This window comes from Albidovulum denitrificans (genome assembly GCF_002973535.1).
GTDB classification, from domain to species: domain Bacteria; phylum Pseudomonadota; class Alphaproteobacteria; order Rhodobacterales; family Rhodobacteraceae; genus Albidovulum; species Albidovulum denitrificans.
Window position 1 is genome coordinate 53,072 of record NZ_PVEP01000011.1, and the last position, 22,147, is coordinate 75,218.

Annotated in this window: 21 protein-coding genes and 1 pseudogene; 12 read left to right on the forward strand and 10 right to left on the reverse strand. The window is 68.0% G+C overall.

All coding sequences use genetic code 11. The features are described 5' to 3' along the window. The first annotated feature begins 52 nt into the window (after positions 1 to 52). Positions 53 to 1,567 (forward strand): YifB family Mg chelatase-like AAA ATPase, encoded by a 1,515-nt coding sequence (locus tag LX70_RS18075; protein WP_105516196.1) that lies wholly within the window; start codon positions 53 to 55, stop codon positions 1,565 to 1,567. Here LX70_RS18075 and LX70_RS18080 read toward each other — a convergent pair. The 4 genes from LX70_RS18080 to LX70_RS18095 all read right to left on the reverse strand — a co-directional run bounded on the left by LX70_RS18080 (position 1,564) and on the right by LX70_RS18095 (position 4,832). Continuing rightward, complete coding sequence (locus tag LX70_RS18080) at positions 1,564 to 2,406, reverse strand: EamA family transporter (protein ID WP_105516197.1); 843 nt, start codon at positions 2,404 to 2,406, stop codon at positions 1,564 to 1,566. The two genes, LX70_RS18075 and LX70_RS18080, sit on opposite strands and share 4 nt — an antisense overlap. A gap of 70 nt (positions 2,407 to 2,476) precedes the next feature. Further along, positions 2,477 to 2,926: a methylated-DNA--[protein]-cysteine S-methyltransferase gene (locus LX70_RS18085; protein ID WP_105516198.1), complete on the reverse strand. Its 450-nt coding sequence runs from the start codon at positions 2,924 to 2,926 to the stop codon at positions 2,477 to 2,479. 52 nt (positions 2,927 to 2,978) lie between these two features. Beyond that, positions 2,979 to 3,857, reverse strand: a complete 879-nt coding sequence (locus LX70_RS18090) for a DMT family transporter (protein ID WP_105516199.1) — start codon at positions 3,855 to 3,857, stop codon at positions 2,979 to 2,981. Positions 3,858 to 3,938: 81 nt separating this feature from the next. Further along, the gene (locus LX70_RS18095; protein ID WP_105516200.1) at positions 3,939 to 4,832 is read right to left on the reverse strand and encodes a LysR family transcriptional regulator; all 894 of its coding nucleotides are present in this window, start codon (positions 4,830 to 4,832) and stop codon (positions 3,939 to 3,941) included. 93 nt (positions 4,833 to 4,925) lie between these two features. Between LX70_RS18095 and LX70_RS21155 the strand changes: the two are divergent. Next, a pseudogene (locus LX70_RS21155) lies at positions 4,926 to 5,051 on the forward strand (YjiS-like domain-containing protein); the annotation flags it as partial. 38 nt (positions 5,052 to 5,089) lie between these two features. Here the strand turns inward: LX70_RS21155 and ileS are convergent. Next, positions 5,090 to 8,086, reverse strand: a complete 2,997-nt coding sequence (gene ileS, locus LX70_RS18105; RefSeq protein WP_105516202.1) for an isoleucine--tRNA ligase — start codon at positions 8,084 to 8,086, stop codon at positions 5,090 to 5,092. A gap of 235 nt (positions 8,087 to 8,321) precedes the next feature. On the opposite strand from ileS, the gene LX70_RS18110 reads away from it, so the two are divergent. Further along, on the forward strand, positions 8,322 to 8,729 hold the full coding sequence (locus tag LX70_RS18110) for a group III truncated hemoglobin (RefSeq protein ID WP_105516273.1): 408 nt from the start codon (positions 8,322 to 8,324) through the stop codon (positions 8,727 to 8,729). Between the two features lie 5 nt (positions 8,730 to 8,734). Next, complete coding sequence (locus LX70_RS18115) at positions 8,735 to 9,916, forward strand: FAD-dependent oxidoreductase (protein WP_105516203.1); 1,182 nt, start codon at positions 8,735 to 8,737, stop codon at positions 9,914 to 9,916. Here LX70_RS18115 and LX70_RS18120 read toward each other — a convergent pair. The 3 genes from LX70_RS18120 to LX70_RS18130 form a co-directional block, all read right to left on the reverse strand. Beyond that, positions 9,901 to 12,735: a DUF2339 domain-containing protein gene (locus LX70_RS18120; protein ID WP_105516204.1), complete on the reverse strand. Its 2,835-nt coding sequence runs from the start codon at positions 12,733 to 12,735 to the stop codon at positions 9,901 to 9,903. The genes LX70_RS18115 and LX70_RS18120 overlap by 16 nt on opposite strands. Before the next feature lie 65 nt (positions 12,736 to 12,800). Next, positions 12,801 to 13,835: a YcjF family protein gene (locus LX70_RS18125; protein ID WP_105516205.1), complete on the reverse strand. Its 1,035-nt coding sequence runs from the start codon at positions 13,833 to 13,835 to the stop codon at positions 12,801 to 12,803. A 9-nt stretch (positions 13,836 to 13,844) separates the two neighbouring features. Further along, positions 13,845 to 15,260 carry a YcjX family GTP-binding protein gene (locus LX70_RS18130; RefSeq protein WP_245885129.1) on the reverse strand — a complete coding sequence of 472 codons (1,416 nt, stop codon included), beginning with the start codon at positions 15,258 to 15,260 and terminating at the stop codon, positions 13,845 to 13,847. A 97-nt stretch (positions 15,261 to 15,357) separates the two neighbouring features. On the opposite strand from LX70_RS18130, the gene truA reads away from it, so the two are divergent. The 6 genes from truA to LX70_RS18160 all read left to right on the forward strand — a co-directional run bounded on the left by truA (position 15,358) and on the right by LX70_RS18160 (position 19,758). After that, positions 15,358 to 16,125 (forward strand): tRNA pseudouridine(38-40) synthase TruA, encoded by a 768-nt coding sequence (gene truA, locus LX70_RS18135; protein ID WP_105516207.1) that lies wholly within the window; start codon positions 15,358 to 15,360, stop codon positions 16,123 to 16,125. Between the two features lie 60 nt (positions 16,126 to 16,185). Continuing rightward, positions 16,186 to 17,412, forward strand: coding sequence for an FAD-dependent monooxygenase (locus LX70_RS18140; RefSeq protein WP_105516208.1), 1,227 nt, complete (start codon positions 16,186 to 16,188; stop codon positions 17,410 to 17,412). Between the two features lie 78 nt (positions 17,413 to 17,490). After that, entirely contained in the window at positions 17,491 to 17,826 is a 336-nt protein-coding gene (locus LX70_RS18145) for a hypothetical protein (RefSeq protein ID WP_105516209.1), read from the forward strand. An 86-nt stretch (positions 17,827 to 17,912) separates the two neighbouring features. After that, positions 17,913 to 18,821 carry a thioredoxin gene (gene trxA / locus LX70_RS18150; RefSeq protein WP_105516210.1) on the forward strand — a complete coding sequence of 303 codons (909 nt, stop codon included), beginning with the start codon at positions 17,913 to 17,915 and terminating at the stop codon, positions 18,819 to 18,821. Positions 18,822 to 18,940: 119 nt separating this feature from the next. Next, complete coding sequence (locus LX70_RS18155; RefSeq protein WP_105516211.1) at positions 18,941 to 19,579, forward strand: LON peptidase substrate-binding domain-containing protein; 639 nt, start codon at positions 18,941 to 18,943, stop codon at positions 19,577 to 19,579. After that, a complete protein-coding gene (locus tag LX70_RS18160) occupies positions 19,576 to 19,758 on the forward strand; it encodes a Trm112 family protein (RefSeq protein WP_105516212.1) in 183 nt (60 codons plus the stop codon). Before LX70_RS18155 ends, LX70_RS18160 begins: the two co-directional genes overlap by 4 nt. 18 nt (positions 19,759 to 19,776) lie before the next feature. On the opposite strand, the gene dapD is transcribed toward LX70_RS18160, so the two are convergent. Continuing rightward, positions 19,777 to 20,604, reverse strand: coding sequence for a 2,3,4,5-tetrahydropyridine-2,6-dicarboxylate N-succinyltransferase (gene dapD / locus LX70_RS18165; protein WP_105516213.1), 828 nt, complete (start codon positions 20,602 to 20,604; stop codon positions 19,777 to 19,779). Positions 20,605 to 20,696: 92 nt separating this feature from the next. Next, on the reverse strand, positions 20,697 to 20,891 hold the full coding sequence (locus LX70_RS18170; protein ID WP_105516214.1) for a DUF1127 domain-containing protein: 195 nt from the start codon (positions 20,889 to 20,891) through the stop codon (positions 20,697 to 20,699). A gap of 70 nt (positions 20,892 to 20,961) precedes the next feature. Here LX70_RS18170 and LX70_RS18175 point away from each other — a divergent pair, with 70 nt between their 5' ends. Beyond that, positions 20,962 to 21,684, forward strand: a complete 723-nt coding sequence (locus tag LX70_RS18175; RefSeq protein ID WP_105516215.1) for an ArsR/SmtB family transcription factor — start codon at positions 20,962 to 20,964, stop codon at positions 21,682 to 21,684. Positions 21,685 to 21,779: 95 nt separating this feature from the next. Beyond that, positions 21,780 to 22,067, forward strand: a complete 288-nt coding sequence (gene rpmB, locus LX70_RS18180) for a 50S ribosomal protein L28 (RefSeq protein WP_105516216.1) — start codon at positions 21,780 to 21,782, stop codon at positions 22,065 to 22,067. Positions 22,068 to 22,147: the final 80 nt, after the last annotated feature.

The window sequence follows — 22,147 nt, forward strand, 5'->3', positions numbered from 1 at the left end:
TTTTCTCAACCAGACCTGCGCTAGCCGTTAACCAATCTTAAGGGGTCAACGGATGGTCACGCGCACCTATACGGTCGCTTTCGAAGGGGTGGAGGCGCGGATTGTCGAGGTGCAATGCGCCGTTTCGGCCGGGATGCCCGCCTTTTCGGTCGTGGGCCTGCCTGACAAGGCCGTCAGCGAGGCGCGCGACCGGGTGCGCGCCGCGCTGACCGCGCTCTCGATCGCGCTGCCCTCGAAGCGGATCACCATCAACCTCTCGCCCGCCGACCTGCCCAAGGAAGGGTCGCATTTCGACCTGCCCATCGCGCTTGCGCTCCTCGCCGCCATCGACATCGTCCCGCGTGAGGAGGTGGAGAACACCGTGGCACTGGGGGAGTTGTCGCTGGACGGGCGGCTGGTGCCGGTGATCGGCGCGCTGCCCGCCGCGATGGCGGCGGCGGGAGACGGGCGGCGGCTCCTCTGCCCGCGCGCCTGCGGGCCAGAGGCCGCCTGGGTCGGCGCGGCCGAGGTGATCGGCGCCGCGACGCTGGATGAGGTGGTCGCCCATTTCACCGAACGCGCGCCCATCGCGCCCGCCAGGCCGGGGGAGGTGACGGCCCCCGCCCGGTCCCGCGACCTGCGCGACGTGAAGGGGCAGGAACGGGCCAAGCGGGCATTGGAGATTGCGGCCGCCGGGCGGCATCACCTGATGATGGTCGGCACGCCGGGGTCGGGCAAGTCGATGCTGGCGGCCCGCCTGCCCGGCATCCTGCCGCCGCTCTCGCCGACCGAGGCGCTGGAAACCTCGATGATCCACTCCCTCTCCGGCCTTCTCGACGAAGGCGGGATCAGCCGCACACGACCTTTCCGCGAACCGCACCACACCGCCTCCATGGCCGCCATCGTCGGCGGCGGGCGCGGCGCGAAACCGGGAGAGATCAGCCTGGCCCATAACGGGGTCCTGTTCCTGGACGAATTTCCCGAATTTCCCCGCACCGTCCTTGAAACCCTGCGCCAACCGATCGAGACGGGCGAGGTCGTCGTCGCCCGCGCCAATGCCCATATCCGCTATCCCTGCCGCTTTCTTCTGGTCGCCGCCGCCAACCCCTGCAAATGCGGCTACCTGAGCGATCCGGCGCGCAGTTGCGCCCGCGTCCCCCAATGCGGTGAGGATTACCTTGGCCGTATCTCCGGCCCCTTGATGGACCGCATCGACCTCAGGGTCGAGGTGCCGCCGGTGGCCTATACCGACCTCGACCTGCCGGATACCGGCGACAGTTCCGCCACCGTGGCCGACCGCGTCGCCCGCGCCCGCGATGCGCAGACGAACCGCTTCGCCGATCACCCCGGCATCCGCGTCAATGCCGATGCTGAGGGGCAGTTGCTTGAGGACATCGCCAGCCCCGACGCCGAGGGGCGCGATCTCTTGGTCAGGGTCGCGGAACGCTTCGGCCTGTCGGCGCGCGGCTATCACCGCGTGCTGCGCGTCGCCCGCACCATCGCCGATCTGGACGGTGAGGCGACGGTACGCAAGCCGCATGTGGCCGAGGCGGTCAGCTATCGCCTCAGCGTTCAGGCGGGGCGTTAGGCGGCCAGCCGGGTCAGGAGGACACCGGCAACGATCATCGCGGCCGACACGCCTTTCAGCGGCGTCATGCGTTCGCGAAAGACCAGCCAGCCGATCATCACCGCAAAGAAGATCGAGGTTTCGCGCAAGGCGGCGACCAGCGGGATCGGCGCCACTGTCATCGCCCAGACGACGACCGCATAGGCGCCGTAGGAAAAGACCGCCCCCAAACTTCCCAAGGCCCAGACCCGGCCCGATCGCGGCAGGGACGCCCGCCCCCGCAGCGCCAGCATCAGCGCGGCGAAGGCCACGCCTGCCACCACCATGACCCAGCCGAGATAGACGACCGCCTGCCCTTCAATCCGCGCGCCGATACCGTCGACGACGGTGTAGCCCGCCGTCGCGAAGGCCGCGCCGAAGGCATAGGGCAGCATCCGGCGCGATTCGCCGGATCGCCAGACCCCGCCCGCCAGCAGGATGATCCCCGCCCCAAGGACGAGGATGCCGAGCGTTTCCATGGCGCTGACCGCCTCGCCCAGCCAGAGCGCGTTGGCCAGAAGCGTCAGCATCGGCGCCGTGCCACGCGCCAGCGGATAGACCCGGCCAAGGTCGCCATGTTCATAGGCGAAGGCGAGGAAGGTCTGATAGCCGGTATGGATCAGGCCCGAGGCAAGGATCCACGGCCAGACCGCCGCCCCCGGCCAGTCATGGGTCAGCACGACGCCAAGCCCGATCACCCCCTGCCCGGCCGACAGCACCATCATCGCGGCGACGCGGCTGGTCCCGACGCGCAACAGGGCGTTCCAGGACGCATGAAGGAAGGCCGCGCCGAGAACGGCAAGAAGAACCGTGACTGTCATGGGGCCGTTTGCCTACCGCTTTGTCCCGAAGGCGTAGCCGTGGCGGCAGGGACTGGCAAGCCGCGCGGGTTCAGATCAGGAGCGAGGCCGCCCCTTCGTGGCGCAGAAGCGCGACCTTGGTTTCCACCCCGCCCGGCGCGGAAAAGCCGCCAAGGCCGCTGGCGCCAAGGATACGGTGGCAAGGCACGATGATCGGCACCGGGTTGGCGCCGCAGGCCTGCCCGATCGCCTGCGCGGGGGTGCCGAGCGCCCTGGACAGATCGCCATAGGTCCGCGTCTCTCCGAACGGGATCGCGACCATCGCGCGCATCACGTCGCCCTGAAGGCCGGGGCGATAGTCGATGGGCAGGTCGAAGGCCTTGCGGCCGCCATCGAAATACTCCGCCAGCTGCCGGGCGGCCTCGGCCAGCAATTCGCTGTCATCCCCCGCATCGCCGCCCCAGCGCAGGGCTGCGATCCGGCCGTCGCTTTCGCCGATGGTCAGGGGGCCGAAGGGGCTTGGGCAGGTCAGTTCGCGCATGGGCCGATGCTGCGCCCGTCGCGCGCCGGGTACAACCCGTTTCCTGCGCGGATCACACGCCGGGCAAGGCCGGGCGGCGCGCGCTGACGACGCCGTTCAGGACCACGCCGATCAGGATGATGGTGCCACCGACGAAGGTGTTCACGCTGGCCGTTTCGCCAAGAAAGGCCCAGACCCAGACCGGGGCCAGCATCACCTCCAACAGCGACAGAAGCGCCAGTTCGGCGGCAGGCACCACGCGGCTGCCCAGCGTGTAAAGCACCATCCCGCCTGATAGCGTCACCGCCCCCATCGCCATCGACCAGAGCCTGTCGGGAAGGCTGATCCGCAACGTCTCCGCCCCCTGCCAAGAGATCAGGGCCGCCAGCGCAATCGCGAAAAGGGCGCCGATCAGGACGACCGGCAGCGTATCGCCCAGCCGCCGCCAGCGCAGCGTGACGGTGAAGACGGAAAAGCCAAGCGCACTGATCAGCGCGCCGATATTGCCCATCATCGCGCCCCCGGCGAGGTTTTCGCGCACCATGATGAAGATGCCCGCCGCCGCGATGCCGATCGCGAACCAGGTGTCCTTGCGGACCCTCTCGCCCAGAAACATCCAGCCCAGAAGTGCCGTCAGCAGCGGTGAGGCCGCGAGCAGGAAGACCGCATTGGCAACGGTCGTGATCTGGATGGCAAAGATGATGCCGCCAAAGGCCCCGACAAGGCTAAGCCCGCCAAGAACGCCCGCGATCCCCACCGCGCGGATCGCGGCAAGCGGATGGCCGGAACTGCGCCAGACCAGAAAACCCATAAGCACCGGCAGCATCCCGATGGAGCGCCAGAAAAGGATCGCCCATGGCCCGGCCGCGTCGATCTGGCGAAAGACCAGCCCTTGCAGGGACCACAGCACCCCCGCCATCGCCACCATGAGAACGCCGACGCCGTAGCGCATTCCAGCCGCCTGCCCTGATGCCGGGACGCGCCCGGTTTCCAACCGTCATGGCGGCATCGTTGGGCCAAGTTTCCCTGCCGGTCAAGCGGTTCCTTCGGCGTCAGTGTGACGGGCCGCGACGGCGGGGCGGAAGGCCGCGCGCAGCACCTCGGCCATGGCGCTGATCGCGGCACCCGAACGGCGCGGGTTGGACAGCAGCGCGACCTCGGTCCCGTCAATGGCCGGAAAGCCGTCCCCGGCGCCAAGCACCCGGCAGCCCTCCGGCACGGTGGAGCGCGCGCGCGGCACGATGGCAAGGCCGGAGATCAGCGCCTTTTCAAGCGCCGCGGAATTGTCCGCTTCGAACGCCAGCCGCCAGGGCAGGCCCGCGCGGTCAAGCGACCAGGCGGCGTAGTCCCGGCTCCAGCTTGAGTTGATGTAAAGCCCGACCGGGATCGGGCGGCATTCATGCGTCCGGTGCGCCAGCGAGGTGACCCAGACCGTCGGGTCGTGGCAGATCACCTCCCCCGCGCCGGTGCCTTCCCAGTCGAAGATCACCGCAAGGTCGATGCGGTCCTGCGCCAGCGCCTCGACCTGACGGTCGGAAAAGTCGCAATAGACGCTGACATCGACCTCGGGATGGGCGGCGTTGAAGGCGGCCAGCACCGTGGGAACGACGCTTTCGACATATTCGTCGACGATGCCGACCCGGACGGTGCCGGACAGGCGCGGGCTGGTCAGATGCTCCCCCGCCTCGCGCAGCAGGGCGTGGATGCGTTCGGCATAGGGCAAAAGCTCCCGCCCCATCTGGGTCAGCGCGACGCCGCGCGGAAGGCGTTCGAAGACCGCGCCGCCCAGCACCTCCTCCAGCCGCCGGATCTGCATGCTGACCGCCGATTGCGTGCGCCCCACCACCTCCGCCGCGCGGGTCACGCTGCCGGTTTTCGCGACGGCAAGGAAGTGGCGCAGAAGATCGCTGTCGAGCGGCGGCGGCATGGCAAACCATCAGAAATTCAGATGGCACCCATGATTTCTATTCGTTTGATTTCTGTCAAGCCAGGGCGCATCTGGCGGGGCAGGAGGTGTGAGATGACCCTGATCGCCGGAAAGACCGCTATCGCCCGTATCGTCGCAAGATGGCAGGCGCGCCGCACCCTCGGCGCGCTGCTGTCGCGGATGGACGACCACCTGCTTGACGACATCGGGCTGACGCGCGACGAGGTTCGCCGCGCGCTCTCGCTGCCCGAGGCCCCCTACCCCAGCGCCGCGTCGCAGCGGGCGCAGGTGCCGGGATGCGCGTGGGTGCCGACGTCGGGCAGGATCTTCCAGCAGCGGTCGCATTTCGCGCCCTCGGCCTTTTCGAACACCACGCCGACGCCCGGCACCTCGGCCAGGCGGAACGCCTCTTGCGGGGCGGGGTCGTTGGTGATCTGAATGCCGGAGGTGATGCAGAGATCGGCGAAATCGACCGATTTCAGCGCCTTGACGGTCTCGGCATCCTCGACATGGACCACCGGCTCGGCCTCAAGGCTGGCGCCGATGACCTTGGCGGTGCGCTGAACCTCAAGCGCGGCCGTGACGGTGCGGCGCACACGGCGGATGCGGTCCCATTTCTGCGCCAGCGGTTCGTCCAGCCAGTCGGCGGGCGTTTCCGGGATGTCCTGAAGGTGGACGGAGCTGTCCTCACCCGGAAAGCGGCAAAGCCAGACCTCTTCCATGGTGAAGACGAGGATCGGGGCCAGCCAGGTCACAAGACGGTGGTAGAGCAGGTCCAGCACGGTCCGCGCTGCCCGGCGGCGCTGGCTGTCGGCCGGATCGCAGTAAAGCGCGTCCTTGCGGATGTCGAAATAGACCGCCGAAAGGTCCACGGTGCAGAAGGTGAAGAGCGTCTGGAACACGCCCTGAAAGTCATAGGCGGCGTAGCCCTTGCGCACGACATGGTCGAGTTCGGCCAGCCGGTGCAGGACCCAGCGTTCCAGTTCCGGCATCTCCGCCGGGTCCACCCGCTCCGCCTCGGTGAACCCCGCGAGGTTGCCGAGGATGAAGCGCAAAGTGTTGCGCAGGCGGCGGTAGCTGTCCGCCGTCCCTTTCAGGATTTCCTTCCCGATGCGCAGGTCGACGGTGTAGTCCGACTGCGCCACCCAAAGGCGCAGGATATCGGCGCCGTACTGGTCGATCACCTCTTGCGGGGCGACGGTGTTGCCCAGCGACTTGGACATCTTCATGCCCTTCTCGTCGAGCGTGAAGCCGTGGGTCAGGACGCCCTTGTAGGGCGCGCGGCCCTTGGTGCCGCAGGCTTGCAACATCGAGGAATGAAACCACCCCCGGTGCTGATCGGTGCCTTCAAGGTAAAGGTCCGCGATGCCGTCCTTGGCCCCGTCCGCCCGGTCGCGCAACACGAAGGCGTGGGTGGAGCCAGAATCGAACCAGACGTCCAGCACGTCGAAGATCTGTTCATAATCCTGCGGATTGGCGATGCCATCCAGCATCTTTTCCTTGAATCCCTGCACATACCAGACATCCGCGCCCTCGGCTTCGAATGCCGCGACGATGCGGGCGTTGACGGTGTCGTCGCGCAGCAGGAAGTCGGGATCGGTCGGCCGCGCGCCCTTCTTCACGAAGCAGGTCAGGGGTACGCCCCAGGCGCGCTGGCGGCTCAGCACCCAGTCGGGGCGCGCCTCGATCATGGAATAAAGCCGGTTGCGTCCGGTCTGCGGCGTCCATTTCACGAGATCGTTGATCGAGGTCAGCGCGCGGGCGCGGATCGTGTCGCCATAGGTGGACATGCCGTCGTCGAGCTTTTCGTCGATGGCCACGAACCATTGCGGCGTGTTGCGATAGATCAGCGGCGCTTTCGACCGCCAGCTATGCGGGTAGGAGTGCTTGATCTTGCCCTTGGCGAACAAGGCACCCGCATAGGCCAGTTGCTTGATGACGCTGACATTGGCCGGGCCATCCTTGCCGTCGGGCAGGATGATCGCCTCGCCGCCAAAGACCGGCAGATCGGCGCGGTAGCTGCCGTCCGGCTCCACGTTATAGGTCATCGGCAGGCCGTATTTCAGGCCAAGCTGGTAGTCGTCGTCGCCGTGGCTGGGCGCGGTGTGGACAAAGCCCGTGCCTGCGTCCTCGGTGACATGGTCACCGGGAAGCATGGGGACGTCGTAGTCCCATTCGCCGTTCGCGCCGTCGATGCCCCGGAAGGGGTGGGCGAGGGTCATACCGTCAAATTCGTGCTCCCACACCCTCCGAATGGGTTTGAACTTCTCGACCTTCGCTTGAGTGAATACCCCTTCAGCGAGCTTTTTCGCGATGATCAGCTTCTCGCCGACTTGAGCGGTGCTCCCCTCGGCGACTTGCTCAACTTCATAAAGCCAATACTCAATCGTCAACGGATGGTAGGCCACCGCGCGGTTCTGCGGGATTGTCCAAGGGGTGGTTGTCCAGATAACGACAGATGCGGACCTTAATTCTGCTTCTCGCGCCCGCATTTCCGCGTCATGCTCAATTCTGGCTTCGACGCTTTCTGACAGTCCAGGTTTTTTGGTCCTGACTTCTTTCGAGTAGGCTTCAACCACCCTAAACCGCACCCAGATGGTGTGGCTCGTGTGGTCGTGATACTCCACCTCCGCCTCGGCCAGCGCGGTCTTTTCGACCGGGGACCACATCACGGGCTTCGACCCCTGATACAAGGTCCCGTTCATCAGGAACTTCATGAACTCGCCCGCGATCACCGCCTCGGCGTGGTAGTTCATCGTCAGGTACGGATCGGCCCAGTTGCCGGTGACGCCAAGGCGCTTGAACTCCTCGCGCTGGACGTCGATCCAGCCCTCGGCAAACTTGCGGCATTCCTGGCGGAAGGCCACCACGTCCACGTCGTCCTTGTTCAGCCCCTTGGCGCGGTACTGTTCCTCGATCTTCCACTCGATCGGCAGGCCGTGGCAGTCCCAGCCGGGAACGTAACGCGAATCCTTGCCCATCATCTGCTGGGACCGGACCACCATATCCTTCAAGACCTTGTTCAGCGCGTGGCCGATATGCAGGTGGCCGTTGGCGTAGGGCGGGCCGTCATGAAGGACGAAGCTGTCCCGCCCGGTCTTTTCGCGCAGGCGGTCATAGACGCCGATCCGCGCCCAGCGGGCCAGCCAGTCCGGCTCGCGCTGCGGCAGGCCGGCGCGCATGGGAAAGTCGGTTTCGGGCAGGAAGACGGTATTGCGGTAATCGGGGGTCGTGTCAGGGGTATCGGCGCACATCTGGGGCGGTCCTTGGAATATCGTGGAAGCTTGGTTCGGCGCGAACGCTCAGGCGCCTTTCCCCGGCGACTGAAAGGTCAGACCGCCGGGCCGCTAATTCGAATGATGATCGCGGTCATGTGCTTCATGCGCGGGGGTTATAAGGAGGGGACCTGCGATGGTAAAGGGGCGCGGCAAAGCGCCCCTTGCGCCGGGGCGCGCGGGCGCGCAAGGATCGGCGCCGAAAGGAACCGCCATGACCGCCCTGCCCCCGCGTTTCGCCATCACGCCCGAGGAAATCGACCGCGTCGTGGCCGAGTTCTATGCCTGCATCCGCGAACATCCCGGCCTTGGCCCGGTCTTTGCCGCCCATGTCACCGACTGGCCCGCGCATGAGGCGAAGATCGCCCGCTTCTGGCGCAACGCGATCCTGTTCGAGCGGTCCTATGACGGCAACCCGCTTGAGGTTCACCGCCGCGCGGGCAATGTGCGGCCGGGGATGTTCGACATCTGGCTGGGCCTGTTCGACGCGGTCCTGCGCCGCCAGCTTGCCCCCGACACGGCCGCGGCCTGGTCCACGCTCGCCCACCGCATCGGCCGCGGTCTGCGCTATGGCGTGGTGCCGGACACCGCGCTGCCGGGCGGGGTGCCGAAGCTGAGGTAGGCGGGTTGCGGATCGCGATCATCGGCGCCGGGATCGGCGGGCTGGCGGCGGCGTCGCTTCTGCATGACGCCGGGCATGAGGTAGCGATCTATGACCAGTTCGATGCACCGCGCCCGCTTGGCTCCGGCCTCGTGATTCAGCCGGTCGGTCAGGCGGTCCTGGACCGGATCGGGGCGGGCGCGGCGGCGCGGGACCTTGGCGCGGCAATCACCCGGATGGAGGGGCTTGACCAGACCGACGGGCGCAAGGTGCTTGACGTGGTCTACGACCGCAAGGACGGCGCGCGCTTCGGCCTTGCCATCCATAGGGCGAGCCTCTTTCACGTCCTTTACACCGCCGCGATGGCACGGGGGCTGACGATCACGCCCGGTACGCGGGTGGTCTCTGCCCCGCAGGAGGGCGGCGGGCGGCTGGTCCTGACCGAGGATGGCCGGCGCTTTGGCCCCTATCCGCTTGTCGTCGATGCCTCTGGCGCGCGGTCACGGCTGACGCCGCTTGCGGCGCGGCCGCTGAGCTATGGCGCGATCTGGGGGACGGTGCCGTGGCCGTCGGGCAGCCCCCTGCCCCACGACCGCCTGTCCCAGCGCTATTTCCGCGCCTCGAAGATGGCGGGTGTCCTGCCGGTGGGGCGGATGCCGGGGGACGGGGTCGAACGCACGGCGATCTTCTGGTCGATGCCGGTGGCCGGTTTCGACCGCTGGCGGCAGGCCCCCTTCGCGGCGTGGAAGGCAGAGGCGACGGCCTTCTGGCCCGACTTTGCGCCCTTCCTCGACACGCTGAGAACCCACGACGACATGGTGGCCGCGCGCTATGCCCATGGCACGCTGCGCCGCCCCTGCGCACCCGCCCTTGCCCATATCGGTGACGCGGCCCATTGCGCCTCGCCCCAGCTTGGGCAGGGGGCGAACATGGCGCTTCTTGACGCGCTGGCGCTTGTCACGGCGCTGGCGCGGGTCACGGACGATCCGTTGCGCGACTATGCCGCGATGCGCCGCTGGCATGTGCGCGCCTATCAGGGGATGAGCCGCGCCTTCACCCCGCAATACCAGTCCGACAGCCGCGTCCTGCCATGGCTGAGGAACCACATCCTGATGCCCGTCTCACGCATTCCGCCGGTGCCCGCGATCCTGACCCGGCTGGTCGGCGGCGACCTTCTGCCGCCGCTGTCCGGTCAGCCCTTTCCCTGATCCTCTCCCTGAGCTTCCCCCTGCCCCGCCGCCCAGCGGTTCAGCCAGGCGAGGCCGGCCAGAGACAGGCCGAGCGCGAGGAAGGAGAAGACCCGCGTCAGGCCGGTCAGGCCCGAGACGTCGATCAGGAAGACCTTGGCGATGGTCAGCGCGATCACCGCCATGGCGATCCGGCGCAGCCCCTGCGAACGTCGGGCGATGGCCTGGTAAAGCAGCGCCGCGCCCAGAAGCATCAGCGCGACGGTGTAACTGTAAAGTTCGGCCTGCGTGACGCCCGGCACCGACAGGTCCGGCCCGCGCCAGAAGCGGCGGATCTCAAGCGCCGCGTAGAACGCGACCAGCCCCGTCCCCAGGAGCACAAGCGGGGCGCGGACCAGTCCGGGCAGATGGCCAAAGAACCGGCCGACGCCGATCAGCATCAGCCCCGGCAGCGCATAGGCGACCAGAAGCGTGTCAAGCAGAAGCGGCCCGCGCACCAGATGCCCGTCCCCGAACCAGTCGGCGAAAAGCGGGTTCACCAGGGTCAGCGTGACCAGCGTCCCGCCACCCCAGATCAGCCCCGCCACGCCCGCGATGACGATCCGCACCCAGCGCATCCAGCCGCCAAGCTGCATCCGGTAAAGTTGCGCCAGCGCCACGATCAGCCAGGGCATCGCGTTCAGCGCGACGGCCCAGTGGCTGGCCAGAAGATCCTCGCCCCCACCGCTGTTGAGAAGCCAGCGCGTGATAAGGACGTTGACCAGAAGCGCCGCCGCCGACGCCCCGCCGCTTTCGAGGAAGGCCTTGGCCCCCGGCCGATCCAGATCGCGGATCAGGGAAAGCGCGGCAAAGGCCGCCAGCGCACCGCCCGCATAGGAGGCGATAACCTCCCACAGGGCTGCGTCGTTCACCGCCCAGTCAAGGCCGGGGTCGATGGTCAGCCGGTAGCCCAGCACCAGCACGCCCGCCTGCACGAACCAGCCCATCTCGGGCAGTCTGAAGCGCCGGTCGAGCGCGGCGGCGCTGACCAGAAGTGCGGCGAGCGCCAGCGTCAGCGCGCCCTTGGTGGTGACAAGGAACAGCGCCAGCGCGATCAGCGACAACGCCGAAAGCGTGGCATAGGCCGCGCGGCGCATATCCCCGCCATCGGCGCGGGCGAAGACCACCGCGAGGCCGACCATCAGCGCCGCCAGCGCGATGACATGCAGCGCCCAAGGATAGTCGCCCAGCACCCAGGACGGCCCCCACCAAAGCTCCATCACCAGCGCGGCGACCGGCGCGGTCAGCGCGGCCCCCGCCGCCCAGAAGGGCTTCAGCCGCCCGGCCCCGCCGCTGATCCAGGCCGCGCCCAGCGTGATGAGGGTCGCGATGGCCAGAAGCAGCGTCGCGGTGAGGGGCGCCGAGGTCTCTGGCGGCCGTACTGCGACCGCGCGCGACAGGAAGTCCTGCTGAAGCGGGCCGCTGCTCACCCCCTCAAACCCCAGGCGCAGAAGGAAGGCGGCGACCGGCAGGACGGTCAGGTCGCTTAGCGCCCGCGCGCCGCCGGACCAGACGGTCAGCGCCAGCGCGAGGGCTGCAAGGCAGATATAGGCCATCAGGCTTTCCGCCACGGTGTTGCTGTCCAGAACAAGCAGCAGAAAGCTGGCCACCGCGACGGTTCCGGCGGCCAGAAGCGTCGGGAAGATCGGCATTTCGCCGCCCTTTCCGCGCAGCGCCGCGATGGTCATCGCCCCGGCATGGTCGGGCATCAGCCCGCGCGCCGGAACGCAGACGACAAGGAAGACCATCGCCACCAGCATCAGCATGAACCAGCCGACCCCGCCGGTACTGACATAGACAAGCCCCCCGCCCGCGATCCCGATCGCAACGGCGAGGACCGAAACCCAGGCCCAGCGCCGGATCGTGTCGACGAAGAGGCCGACCCCCGCGATCAGCGCGAAATAGCCGTAAAGCCAATAGGGCGCCTCACTGGCACCGCCGACGACAAAAGGGGCGACCGCCGCGCCGACCAGCCCGACGGCGGCAAGGAAGGGGCCGTAGAACCAGCCCAGTACGACGGCCAGAAGCGCCGTCGCAAGGAGGCCCGCGAAGGCGGTCCCCTGCCCGATCAGGTCATAGAGCTGCCGGGCGGCGATGATACCGCCGAAGATGGAGACAAGCCCCGCGCCGGAGAAGGTCGAGGGCAGGTAGGCCGTCGCGTCCCCCTCTTCGTCACCCCAGCGACGGCGCAGCCATTCACCCGCGCCGATCAGGACAAGGCCGAAAAGGATCGCCGCCGTCACCCGCGCGGCGGGCGGCAACAGGCCGTTCTCGATCCCGTACTGGACGAAAAAGATCCCCGCCAGCGCGAGCGAGAGGGCGGAAACGGCATAGACCCAGTTGATCTTCAGCCAGGCGCCAAGGCGGTCCACCGCGGACGGGCCGCTTGGCGCAAGGCGCGCGGCGCGGGCCTGCGACGCGGCATGGGGGCGCTTCGGGTCGGCGGGGACGCCCCAGGGATCGCGCGGGGCGGGCTGGGGCGCGGCGGGGGCCTGCGCTTCGGGTTGCGGGACCTCTGGCGTCGCCTCGGCTTGCGGGACCTCCGGTTGCGGCGCCTCTGGGACCGCCTCGGCTTGCGGCGCCTCGGCCACCGTCGCGGGCGGGCTGGCGACCGTCTCGGCCACCGGGGCGGCGGTTGCAGCCATCGGGGCGGCGGCCCTTGGCGCGGCGGCCAGGTCCCGCACCTGGCGCTCCAGCATCTCCATCCGGCGCTTGAGGCCGGAAACCGAAACCATCAGGACGATGACGACAATTGGCAGCGCGAGGAAGACCAACGCCGCAACAACCAACAGAAATTCCATGTCTCTCCCGACCGCTCACCAAACCGTTACCGGCACTTCTTAGCAGGGCGGCGCTGAGAAGGAAGTCAGGAAATGCCGTCCTCCTCTGCGACCTTTCCGCCGCGTGAGGTACCGAAAAGCCCGGCCAACCCCCGGCTGACAAGGTTGGTCACGCGGGGTTTGGGCAGCGCCACGAAGGGCAAGGGGCGGCAGACCTCGATCGCGGCCACACCGACGCGGGCGGTCAGGGCGCCGTTGATGACCCCCTCGCCGAAGCGGCGCGAAAGCTTTGACAGAAGCCCGCCGCCCGCGACGGAATGGATCAGATCGTCGCCCACCGCCACAGCACCCGTGGCGACCAGATGGGTCAGGACGGTGCGCAGAAGGCGCCAGCTTCCGAAGGCCCCGGCGCGGCCGCCATAGATCTCGGCGATGCGGCGGATCATGCGCAGGTTGGCCATCAGCGCCGCCGCGACATCGGCCAGCGCAAGGGGGACGATGGCCGTCACCGTCGCGACCTGACGGGCGGATGCCTCGATCTCAAGCCGGGCGGCGTTGTCGAGGGGGGCCATCAACTCGGCCTCGGCCAGCGACAAAAGCGCGTCGGCGTCGAAGACATCGCCCGCCCTTTCCTTCAGGCGCGAGCGGCCCCATTCGGTGTCGGCGCGGCCGGCGTAAAGCGTCTCGATCCGGCCCACCACCTTGCGCGCCGCCGTCAGATCGCCCGAGCCTGCCGCCGCCAGCGCCGCCTTGTGAACGCCGTCCAGCCGCATCAGGCGCGCATAGGCCGTCCATTCCCTGAGCGCGATCAGAAGCGCCGACAGCGCAAAGAGGCCGACAAGGATCAGCGCCACCCAGCCCAGAAGCGGGTAATCCGCAAAGAGCCGGTCGATGAAAGCCCAGGCCGCGATGGAGAGGATGAAGGTGAAAAGCGCCCCGGCCGAGGTCCAGAAGAACCGGCCCAGCCGCGATCTTGGCCGCGCGGCCAAAAGCGCCACGGCCTGCATCGCGCGGCCTTCGGGCGCGGGGTCCATGACGTCGGGGACCGGGGGCGCGCGGTCCGGTCCCTCCGCCGCCGCCTCATTCAGTTCGATCAGCACCGGGCCTTTCGGTTTCGTCATCGCCGCCCCCTATAGCCTGTCGCCGATCAGGAATTCCGCCGCCCGGTCCAGCCGGATATGCGGCGGCCCCTCACCGGGTTTCAGCGCCAGTTTCGCGGGCGCGAAGCCCATGACGCTGTAATCGGCATCCAGCCATTTCGCCGCCCCTTCCCGCGCGGGGGACAGGATCGCGGCGGGGTTTTCCGGCAGTTCCCCGGCATACATCGCGGCCTCGCGTCCCGTGGAGATCAGCCTGCCCCGGACAAGGTCAAGCGGGCGGCCGTCGTGGGTCACCTGTTCCTCAACCGTGGCGCGGACCGAGGCGATGGACATCGCCGCCGTCTGCGCACCGGCGAAATCGGCGCGATCCTTGGCGTCGCGCATCAGGGCGGCCATGATCGCGGTCAGGCGCATGTGCTGGCTGTGATGCAGGTGGTCGGCCTTGGTGGCGGCAAAAAGGATGCGTTCCACCCGCTTGCCGCCCAGAAGTGCGCTCAGCCAGCGGTTCCGGCCGGGACGAAAGGCCGAAAGGATGCCCGCCATCGCCTGCCGCATATCCTCGACCGCGCGGGGGCCGGAATGGATCGCGCCCAGCACATCGACCAGCACCACCTGCCGGTCGATGCGTGCGAAATGGTCGTGGAAGAACGGCTTTACCACCTTGGCCTTGTAGGCTTCATAGCGCCGCTCCATCTCGCGCCGGAGCGATCCGCGCGCGACGGGTCCGGCGTCGGGCAAGGGCGCGAAGGTCAGGACAGGTGAGCCCGCCAGTTCACCGGGCAGCAGGAACCGCCCCGGCGTGCAGTCGGAATACCCCGCCGCCCGCGCCGCCGTCAGGTATCCGGTGAAGCTTTCGGCCAGCGCCTTGGCGGTGACCTCATCGAAGGGTTTCGCGGCATCCGTCGATCCGGCCAGGGCGAGAAAGCCCGCCGCCTCTTCGCGCGCCGCGATGCGCGCCATCACCTCACGCGACCAGTCGTCATAGCCCTGATCCATCAGCGCAAGGTCCAGCAGCCATTCGCCGGGATAGTCGACAATGTCGAGGTGCAGCGTCCGCACCCCGCGCAGCGCCCCCATCAGCCCGCCATCCTGCAAGCGGAACGAAAGACGCAATTCGCTGACCGCCCGCGTGCCGTCCGGCCAGTGCGGATCGGGGCCGGTCAGCGCGGCCAGATGCGCCTCATAGTCGAAGCGCGGCACGGTATCGTCGGGCTGCGGTTGCAGAAAGGCAGAGCGGATGCGCCCTTCGGAGGCTGCCCTAAGCCCCGGCATCCGCGCCCGGTCCATCAGGTTCGCGACCAGCGAGGTGATGAACACGGTCTTGCCCGCGCGGCTGAGGCCGGTGACGCCAAGACGCACGACCGGATCGGAAAACGGCTCCGTCAGGCCCTGCCCGATGGTGCCGACGCCGCGCAGGATGTCATCCGCCAGATCGCCTATACCCAACTCGTCCGCCCTCATACCTTTCGGCCCAAGATAGGCGCGGGGCGCGGCGCTGTGTAGGGGCGATTGCCAAAGACCCCGGCGGCGGCTAGGGGAAGGCATGCCCAGATATGCCCTGAAGATCGACTATCACGGCGGCGCCTATGCCGGTTGGCAGCGTCAGGCGGGCCAGCCTTCGGTGCAGGAGGCGGTGGAAAACGCGCTCAGCGCGCTGGAACCGGACGCGCCGGGGATCGCGGCGGCGGGGCGCACCGATGCCGGGGTTCATGCGACGGGACAGGTGGCCCATTGCGACCTTGCGCGCGACTGGGACCCGTTCCGCCTGTCCGAGGCGCTGAACTGGCATCTGAAACCCGCGGCGGTGGCGATTGTCGCGGCGGCGCGGGTGGCGGACGACTTCCACGCCCGGTTTTCGGCAGTTGAGCGGCGTTACCTTTTCCGCCTGATCGCGCGGCGGGCGCCGCTGACCCATGACAAGGGGCTGGCCTGGCAGGTGCTGAACCCGCTGGATGCGGAGGCCATGCGCGAAGGGGCCGCGCATCTGATCGGCAGGCACGATTTCACCACCTTCCGCGCCGCGATGTGTCAGGCGGCAAGCCCGGTCAAGACGCTTGATGAGATCACGATAGAAGAGCGGGCGCTGGCGGCGGGGGTGGAATACCGCTTTCACCTGCGCGCGCGCAGTTTCCTGCACAATCAGGTCCGATCCATCGTCGGCACGCTGGAACGTGTCGGCGCCGGGGCCTGGGCGCCGGAGCGGGTAAAAGACGCGCTGAAGGCCCGCGACCGCGCGGCCTGCGGCCCGGTCTGCCCGCCGCAGGGGCTTTACCTGACCGGGGTCGGCTATCCGCAGGACCCCTTCGCCTGACGGCGCGCTGCGGCGCGGTCGCGCATGGACAAGGGGGGGCTTGCGGGGCTAACTGGGGCCATGAAACGGGATGCCGATGTCATTGTCGTGGGCGGCGGGCTGAACGGTCCGGCGCTGGCCCTTGCGCTGGCCCGCGCGGGCCTTGGCGTGATCGTGATCGACGCCCAGCCAGCGCAAGCACGGGCCGAAGCCGCCTTTGACGGGCGCGCCTATGCGCTTGCCATTGCGTCCAAGCGGTTGTTACAGGCCGTTGGCGTCTGGGACCGGATCGCGGGCGGCATCCAGCCGATCCTTCAGATCAAGGCCAGTGACGGGCGACCCGGCGAAGGCCCCGCGCCCTTCTTCCTTCAGTTCGACGCCGCCGAGATCGAGGAAGGCCCGATGGGCTTCATGGTCGAGGACGGCGCGCTTTACGCCGCCCTTCTGGCCGCGATGGCCGAAACCGACGGGCTGACCCATATCCCCGGCGCCGAGGTCGTGGCGCAAGAGGTCACCGAGACCGGCGCCTCGGTCACGCTGAAGGACGGGCGCGTTCTGACCGGCGCGCTGATCGCGGGCTGCGACGGGCGGCGGTCGGGCGTTGCCGAACGGGCCGGGATCAAGCGCATGGGCTGGGACTATGGCCAGACCGCGCTGGTCTGCGCGGTGGAACATGACCTGCCCCATGACGGCACCGCGCATCAGTTCTTCATGCCCTCCGGCCCGCTGGCGATCCTGCCGCTGACCGGCAACCGATCCTCGATCGTGTGGAGCGAGCGGACGGAGACGGCGGCGGCCATCGCTGCGCTGGACGACGCGGAGTTTCTTGAGGTTCTGCGCCCCCGCTTTGGCGATTTCCTCGGGCCGATCCGGCTGGCGGGCGGGCGGTTCCGCTATCCGCTGAACCTGACTTTGGCAGAGCGTTATGCCGACCGGCGGATCGCTCTGGTGGGCGATGCGGCGCATGGGGTGCATCCGATTGCCGGTCAGGGGTTGAACCTTGGCTTTCGCGACGTGGGCGCGCTGGCCGAGGTGCTGGTCGACGCCAAGCGGCGCGGCGAGGACATCGGCGCGGGCGATGTGCTGGCGCGCTATCAGGACTGGCGGCGGTTCGATGCGACCACGCTCGCGCTGGGAATGGACGGGGTCAACCGGCTGTTTTCGAATGATAATCCCGTCCTGCGCGGGGCACGCGACCTTGGCATGGGGGTGGTCGGCGCGCTGCCGGGGCTGCGCCGCGCCTTCATCCGGCAGGCGGCGGGGATCGCCGGGACACCGCCGAAACTGCTGCGCGGGCTGGCGCTTTAGGGCCTGCGCAACCCCCTTGCCCCGGCCCCCGCATTGCCGCAGAACGCAGCCCAGACACGCCAGCGAAGGACCAATGCCATGAGCGAGGAAAAGACCAGAACGCCCCGCCCGCAGCAGGTCTACACGCTGCTGGTGGAGGTCGGGCGCAAGACCGGCGACGGGCTGCCCAAGGGCGCGACGGGTGCGGCGCTGATGATCTACGCGACCGGCGTCGATGAGGCCGAAGCGGTGCGCGAGGCGGTCGCGGTCCTCAAGCAGGCGGACATGGCGCCGCTGGACGTCACCGGCTACGGCACGCTTGATGAACGCATCGCCCAGGGTCATGAGGTCGAAGACGACGAACGCGCGCTGATGGACAAGGCGCTGGCCGAAAACGCGGTCATCGTCGCGCAGGTTTCGCCCTTCTTCGACTGATCCGCGCTTCCCCCGCGCCCCTGCCCCCTTGGACTTTGCCGACGCTGCGCGCATATAGGGGGCAAGAGGGAACAGAGGGGGCGCGCATGCTCGAATTCGGTCAGAACACGGTAGAGGCCCCGGCGGGCGATCTGATCCGCGACGTCAGTGAGGCGGACTTCATGGCGGAGGTCATCGACGCCAGCAATGAGGTCCCGGTCATCGTGGATTTCTGGGCGCCCTGGTGCGGCCCCTGCAAGACGCTTGGCCCCGCGCTTGAGGCCGCCGTGACCGCCGCCAAGGGCAAGGTCCGCATGGCCAAGGTCAACGTGGACGAAAACCAGACCATCGCCGCGCAGTTGCGCATCCAGTCGATCCCCACTGTCTATGCCTTCTGGCAGGGCAAGCCGGTGGACGGGTTCCAGGGCGCGCTGCCGGGGTCCGAGATCAAGACCTTCGTCGAGCGTGTCGGCGCGCTGGCCGGTGACGGCGGGCTGGGCGAGGCGCTGGATGCCGCCGACGCGATGCTGGCCGAAGGGGCCGCGGTCGATGCCGCCGAAACCTATGCCGCCGTTCTGGGCGAGGAGCCGGAGAACGCCCGCGCCCTTGGCGGGCTGATCGCCGCCCATCTGGCGCTTGGCAATACCGATCAGGCCGAGGGTTTCCTGAACGCGGTCCCCGAGGCGATTGCCCACGCGCCCGAGATCGAGGCCGCGCGGGCCAAGCTCGCCCTTGCCCGGCAGGCCGCGAATGCCGGGCCGGTGGCGGAGCTTCAGGCGAAGGTCGATGCCGATCCCGCCGACCACCAGGCGCGCTTTGACCTTGCGCAGGCGCTTTATGCCAACGGTCAGGCCGAGGCCGCGGTCGAGGCGCTGCTGGAACTCTTCCGCCGCGACCGGGAGTGGAACGACGGCGCCGCGAAGGCGCAGTTGTTCACCATCTTCGACGCGCTGAAGCCGAACGACCCCGTCGTGCAGAAAGGCCGCCGCAAGCTGTCGTCGATGATCTTTGCGTGACAGCGGATAAGTGCTTAACGCGTTTCGGGTTTCCGTTGAGAAAGCAAGCATCAGAATTCGAACGAAATAAGGTCAAATTCTGATTCAGTGTAAACCCGAAATGCTATAGGATCGGCGACATGAGATTGCGTGGCGAACTGCCCGGAAAGGTGCCCCTGTTCCCCCTTCCCGGGGCGCTTCTCCTGCCGCGTGCAAAGCTGCCCTTGCAGATCTTCGAGCCGCGCTATCTTGCGATGCTGGAAGACACGCTGAAAACGCCCGACCGGCTGATCGGGATGATCCAGCCGCGCCCGCGCCCCGACGGCACCGACGCGCTGGCGGCCATCGGCTGTGCGGGCCGGGTGACGGCGTTTTCGGAAACCGAGGACGGGCGCTATCTGATCACGCTGACCGGGATTTCCCGCTTTCGGCTTGCCTCGGAAATCTCGGGCTTTGCACCCTACCTGTCGGGCGAGGTCCGGTGGGAGGATTTCACCCGCGACCGGGGTCAGGTGGAAACCGACCCGGAGTTCGACCGCGACGGATTCCTTGACCTGCTGCGGCGCTATTTCATGGAAGAACAGCTTTCGACCGACTGGGACAGCCTGAAAGAGGCCGAGGACGAGTTGATGATCAACTCTCTTTCCATGCTCTGCCCGTTCGAACCAGAGGACAAGCAGGCCCTGCTTGAGGCGCCATCGCTCCAGACCCGGCGGGAAACGTTGGTGACGCTGATGGAATATGCCCTTGCGGGCGGCGGCGAGGAGCAGATGCAATGAGCGGAGAGACCAAGGCCGACCGCCGGATGCTTGAGGCGCTGGTCTGCCCGGTGACGCAGGCGCCGCTGTCTTATGACGCCGAGGCGCAGGAATTGATTTCCAAGCCCGCGAAGCTCGCCTTCCCGATCCGGGGCGGCATTCCGGTGATGCTGGTGGATGAGGCGCGGCGGCTCGACTGAACCGCCGCGCGGTCCGGGTCAGTCGCGCAAAAGCTCGTTGATCGAGGTTTTCGACCGGGTCTGCGCATCGACGCGCTTCACGATCACCGCGCAATAAAGGCTGATGCCGTTCTTCGAGGGCATGGAGCCCGCGACGACGACCGACCCGGCGGGCACCTCGCCATAGCTGACATTGCCGGTCTCGCGGTCGACGATCTTGGTGGACTTGCCGATGAAGACCCCCATGCCAAGGACCGAGCCTTCGCGCACGATGCAGCCTTCGACGACCTCGGAGCGGGCGCCGATAAAGCAGTTATCCTCGATGATCGTGGGGCCAGCCTGCATCGGTTCCAGCACGCCGCCGATGCCGACGCCGCCGGACAGGTGGACGTTCTTGCCGATCTGCGCGCAGGAGCCGACGGTGGCCCAGGTATCGACCATCGTGCCTTCGTCGACATAGGCGCCGAGGTTGACGAAGGAGGGCATCAGCACCACGCCCTTGGCGATGAAGGCCGAGCGGCGGACGATGCAGTTCGGCACGGCGCGGAAGCCCGCGCCCTTCCATTCGTTGTCGCCCCAGCCCTTGAACTTGCTGTCGACCTTGTCGAACCAGTGGCCGCCCTGCGGGCCGCCGTCCTGCTGTTCCATGTCCTTCAGGCGAAAGCCCAGCAGGACCGCCTTCTTGGCCCACTGATTCACATGCCAGTTGCCGTCGGCCTGTTTTTCCGCCACCCGCAGCGTGCCGCCGTCAAGCGCGTTCAGCGTGTCTTCAATCGCCTCGCGGACCTCGCCCCCGGTCGAGGGCGTGATGGTGTCGCGCACCTCCCATGCGGCTTCGATGGCGGTTTCGAGCTGGGCGTTGGACATGGGATCACTCTCCGGGTCTGGACGGCGTTTGCAGCGCCTATACTGGTCCCCGCGCCCCGGCGCAATCCGCGCGGGGCGACGACAGGCGCCGGTCAGCCGTTCCAGAAGGGCCGCCCGACCTCCTGCCGGACGTCGCGTTCGCTCAGCCCGCAATCCCTCAGAAGCCGCGCGTCGAGACGGGACAGCGCGATCCGGCTGCGGCGGCGGGCCTGCCAGAGGCGAAGCCGTGCAATAAGGCGGCGTTTCAGCGAGGGCGAGCGTGCGGGGGCGAACATATCGGGCGGCATGGCGATCCTTTCTGTCAGGCCCCGATCCTGCGGAATTGCGCCGCCGCCATGCTTCGGTTAAGATCGAACTATGACTGAGAGCCCGAATATCGCCCGCACCGCCGCGCTGATCGGCGATCCGGCCCGCGCCGGGATGCTGATCGCGCTGATGCGGGGGCAGGCCCTGACGGCGACGGAACTGGCGCATGAGGCCGGGGTCGCGCTGTCCACCGCCTCGGGCCATCTGGCGCAGCTTCTGGACGGCGGGCTGATCGCGGTGCGCAAATCCGGGCGGCACAAGTATTTCGCGCTGGCGGGGGAGGACGCGGCGGGCGTGATCGAGGCGCTGATGGGGTTCGCGGGCGGCACCGGCGGGCCGAAACGCCAGCCCGGCCCGCGCGATCCCGCGCTGCGCAGGGCGCGGGTCTGCTACAACCACCTGGCCGGTGAGATGGGCGTGCAGCTTTACCAAAGCCTTCTGGCGCGCGGCTTCCTGACCGCCGGGCAGAGCGGCCTGACGCTAAGCCGACAGGGCCGCGATTTTGCCCATGGTTTCGGCATCGCGGAACAGGCGATTTCGGGTGGCCGGCCACCCCATTGCCGCGAATGCCTCGACTGGTCGATGCGGCAAAGCCACCTTGGCGGCCGCGCCGGGCGCGCCTTCCTTGCCGCCATCGAGGCGAAGGGCTGGGCGCACCGGAAAAAAGGGTCGCGCGTGGTCGCCTTCACGGCGGACGGACAACGCGCCTTTGCCATCGCCTTCCCGCCCGTTCCGCGCGATGAATCACTTGACCTTGGCCGGGTTGGGGCGTAAAGCCCGCGGACGAAATTCCGGGGGGCCGCCGTGGCGGCGCCCATAGATGTTGTCGAATGCCGGGCTCCGATAGCCCAGAGAATAAGGAAAAGCCCATGTCTCGCGTCTGCGAACTGACCGGAAAGGGCCCGATGTCGGGCAACAACGTGAGCCACGCGAACAACAAGTCGCGCCGCCGCTTCCTGCCGAACCTGAACGACGTGACGCTGATCTCGGATGCGCTTGGCCAGTCGTTCAAGCTTCGCATCTCGGCCGCGGCGCTGCGTTCGGTCGACCATCGCGGTGGCCTTGACGCCTTCCTCGCCAAGGCGAAGGATGAAGAGCTGTCCTCCAAGGCGCTGAAAATCAAGAAAGACATCGCCAAGGCGCAAGCCGCGGCCTGATCCCCCGAAGGGGTGATCTGTGACCAGGCCCCGCTTCGGCGGGGCTTTTCGTTTTCGCCCCCTCAGGCCCCTTCCCCTTG

What these genes read in the sequence shown, in the direction of transcription:
- LX70_RS18075 (WP_105516196.1), top strand. Translation starts at nt 53, where the DNA reads ATGGTCACGCGCACCTATACGGTCGCTTTCGAAGGGGTGGAGGCGCGG.
- LX70_RS18080 (WP_105516197.1), bottom strand. Translation starts at nt 2,406, where the DNA reads ATGACAGTCACGGTTCTTCTTGCCGTTCTCGGCGCGGCCTTCCTTCAT.
- LX70_RS18085 (WP_105516198.1), bottom strand. Translation starts at nt 2,926, where the DNA reads ATGCGCGAACTGACCTGCCCAAGCCCCTTCGGCCCCCTGACCATCGGC.
- LX70_RS18090 (WP_105516199.1), bottom strand. Translation starts at nt 3,857, where the DNA reads ATGCGCTACGGCGTCGGCGTTCTCATGGTGGCGATGGCGGGGGTGCTG.
- LX70_RS18095 (WP_105516200.1), bottom strand. Translation starts at nt 4,832, where the DNA reads ATGCCGCCGCCGCTCGACAGCGATCTTCTGCGCCACTTCCTTGCCGTC.
- ileS (WP_105516202.1), bottom strand. Translation starts at nt 8,086, where the DNA reads ATGTGCGCCGATACCCCTGACACGACCCCCGATTACCGCAATACCGTC.
- LX70_RS18110 (WP_105516273.1), top strand. Translation starts at nt 8,322, where the DNA reads ATGACCGCCCTGCCCCCGCGTTTCGCCATCACGCCCGAGGAAATCGAC.
- LX70_RS18120 (WP_105516204.1), bottom strand. Translation starts at nt 12,735, where the DNA reads ATGGAATTTCTGTTGGTTGTTGCGGCGTTGGTCTTCCTCGCGCTGCCA.
- LX70_RS18125 (WP_105516205.1), bottom strand. Translation starts at nt 13,835, where the DNA reads ATGACGAAACCGAAAGGCCCGGTGCTGATCGAACTGAATGAGGCGGCG.
- truA (WP_105516207.1), top strand. Translation starts at nt 15,358, where the DNA reads ATGCCCAGATATGCCCTGAAGATCGACTATCACGGCGGCGCCTATGCC.
- LX70_RS18140 (WP_105516208.1), top strand. Translation starts at nt 16,186, where the DNA reads ATGAAACGGGATGCCGATGTCATTGTCGTGGGCGGCGGGCTGAACGGT.
- LX70_RS18145 (WP_105516209.1), top strand. Translation starts at nt 17,491, where the DNA reads ATGAGCGAGGAAAAGACCAGAACGCCCCGCCCGCAGCAGGTCTACACG.
- trxA (WP_105516210.1), top strand. Translation starts at nt 17,913, where the DNA reads ATGCTCGAATTCGGTCAGAACACGGTAGAGGCCCCGGCGGGCGATCTG.
- LX70_RS18155 (WP_105516211.1), top strand. Translation starts at nt 18,941, where the DNA reads ATGAGATTGCGTGGCGAACTGCCCGGAAAGGTGCCCCTGTTCCCCCTT.
- LX70_RS18160 (WP_105516212.1), top strand. Translation starts at nt 19,576, where the DNA reads ATGAGCGGAGAGACCAAGGCCGACCGCCGGATGCTTGAGGCGCTGGTC.
- dapD (WP_105516213.1), bottom strand. Translation starts at nt 20,604, where the DNA reads ATGTCCAACGCCCAGCTCGAAACCGCCATCGAAGCCGCATGGGAGGTG.
- LX70_RS18170 (WP_105516214.1), bottom strand. Translation starts at nt 20,891, where the DNA reads ATGCCGCCCGATATGTTCGCCCCCGCACGCTCGCCCTCGCTGAAACGC.
- LX70_RS18175 (WP_105516215.1), top strand. Translation starts at nt 20,962, where the DNA reads ATGACTGAGAGCCCGAATATCGCCCGCACCGCCGCGCTGATCGGCGAT.
- rpmB (WP_105516216.1), top strand. Translation starts at nt 21,780, where the DNA reads ATGTCTCGCGTCTGCGAACTGACCGGAAAGGGCCCGATGTCGGGCAAC.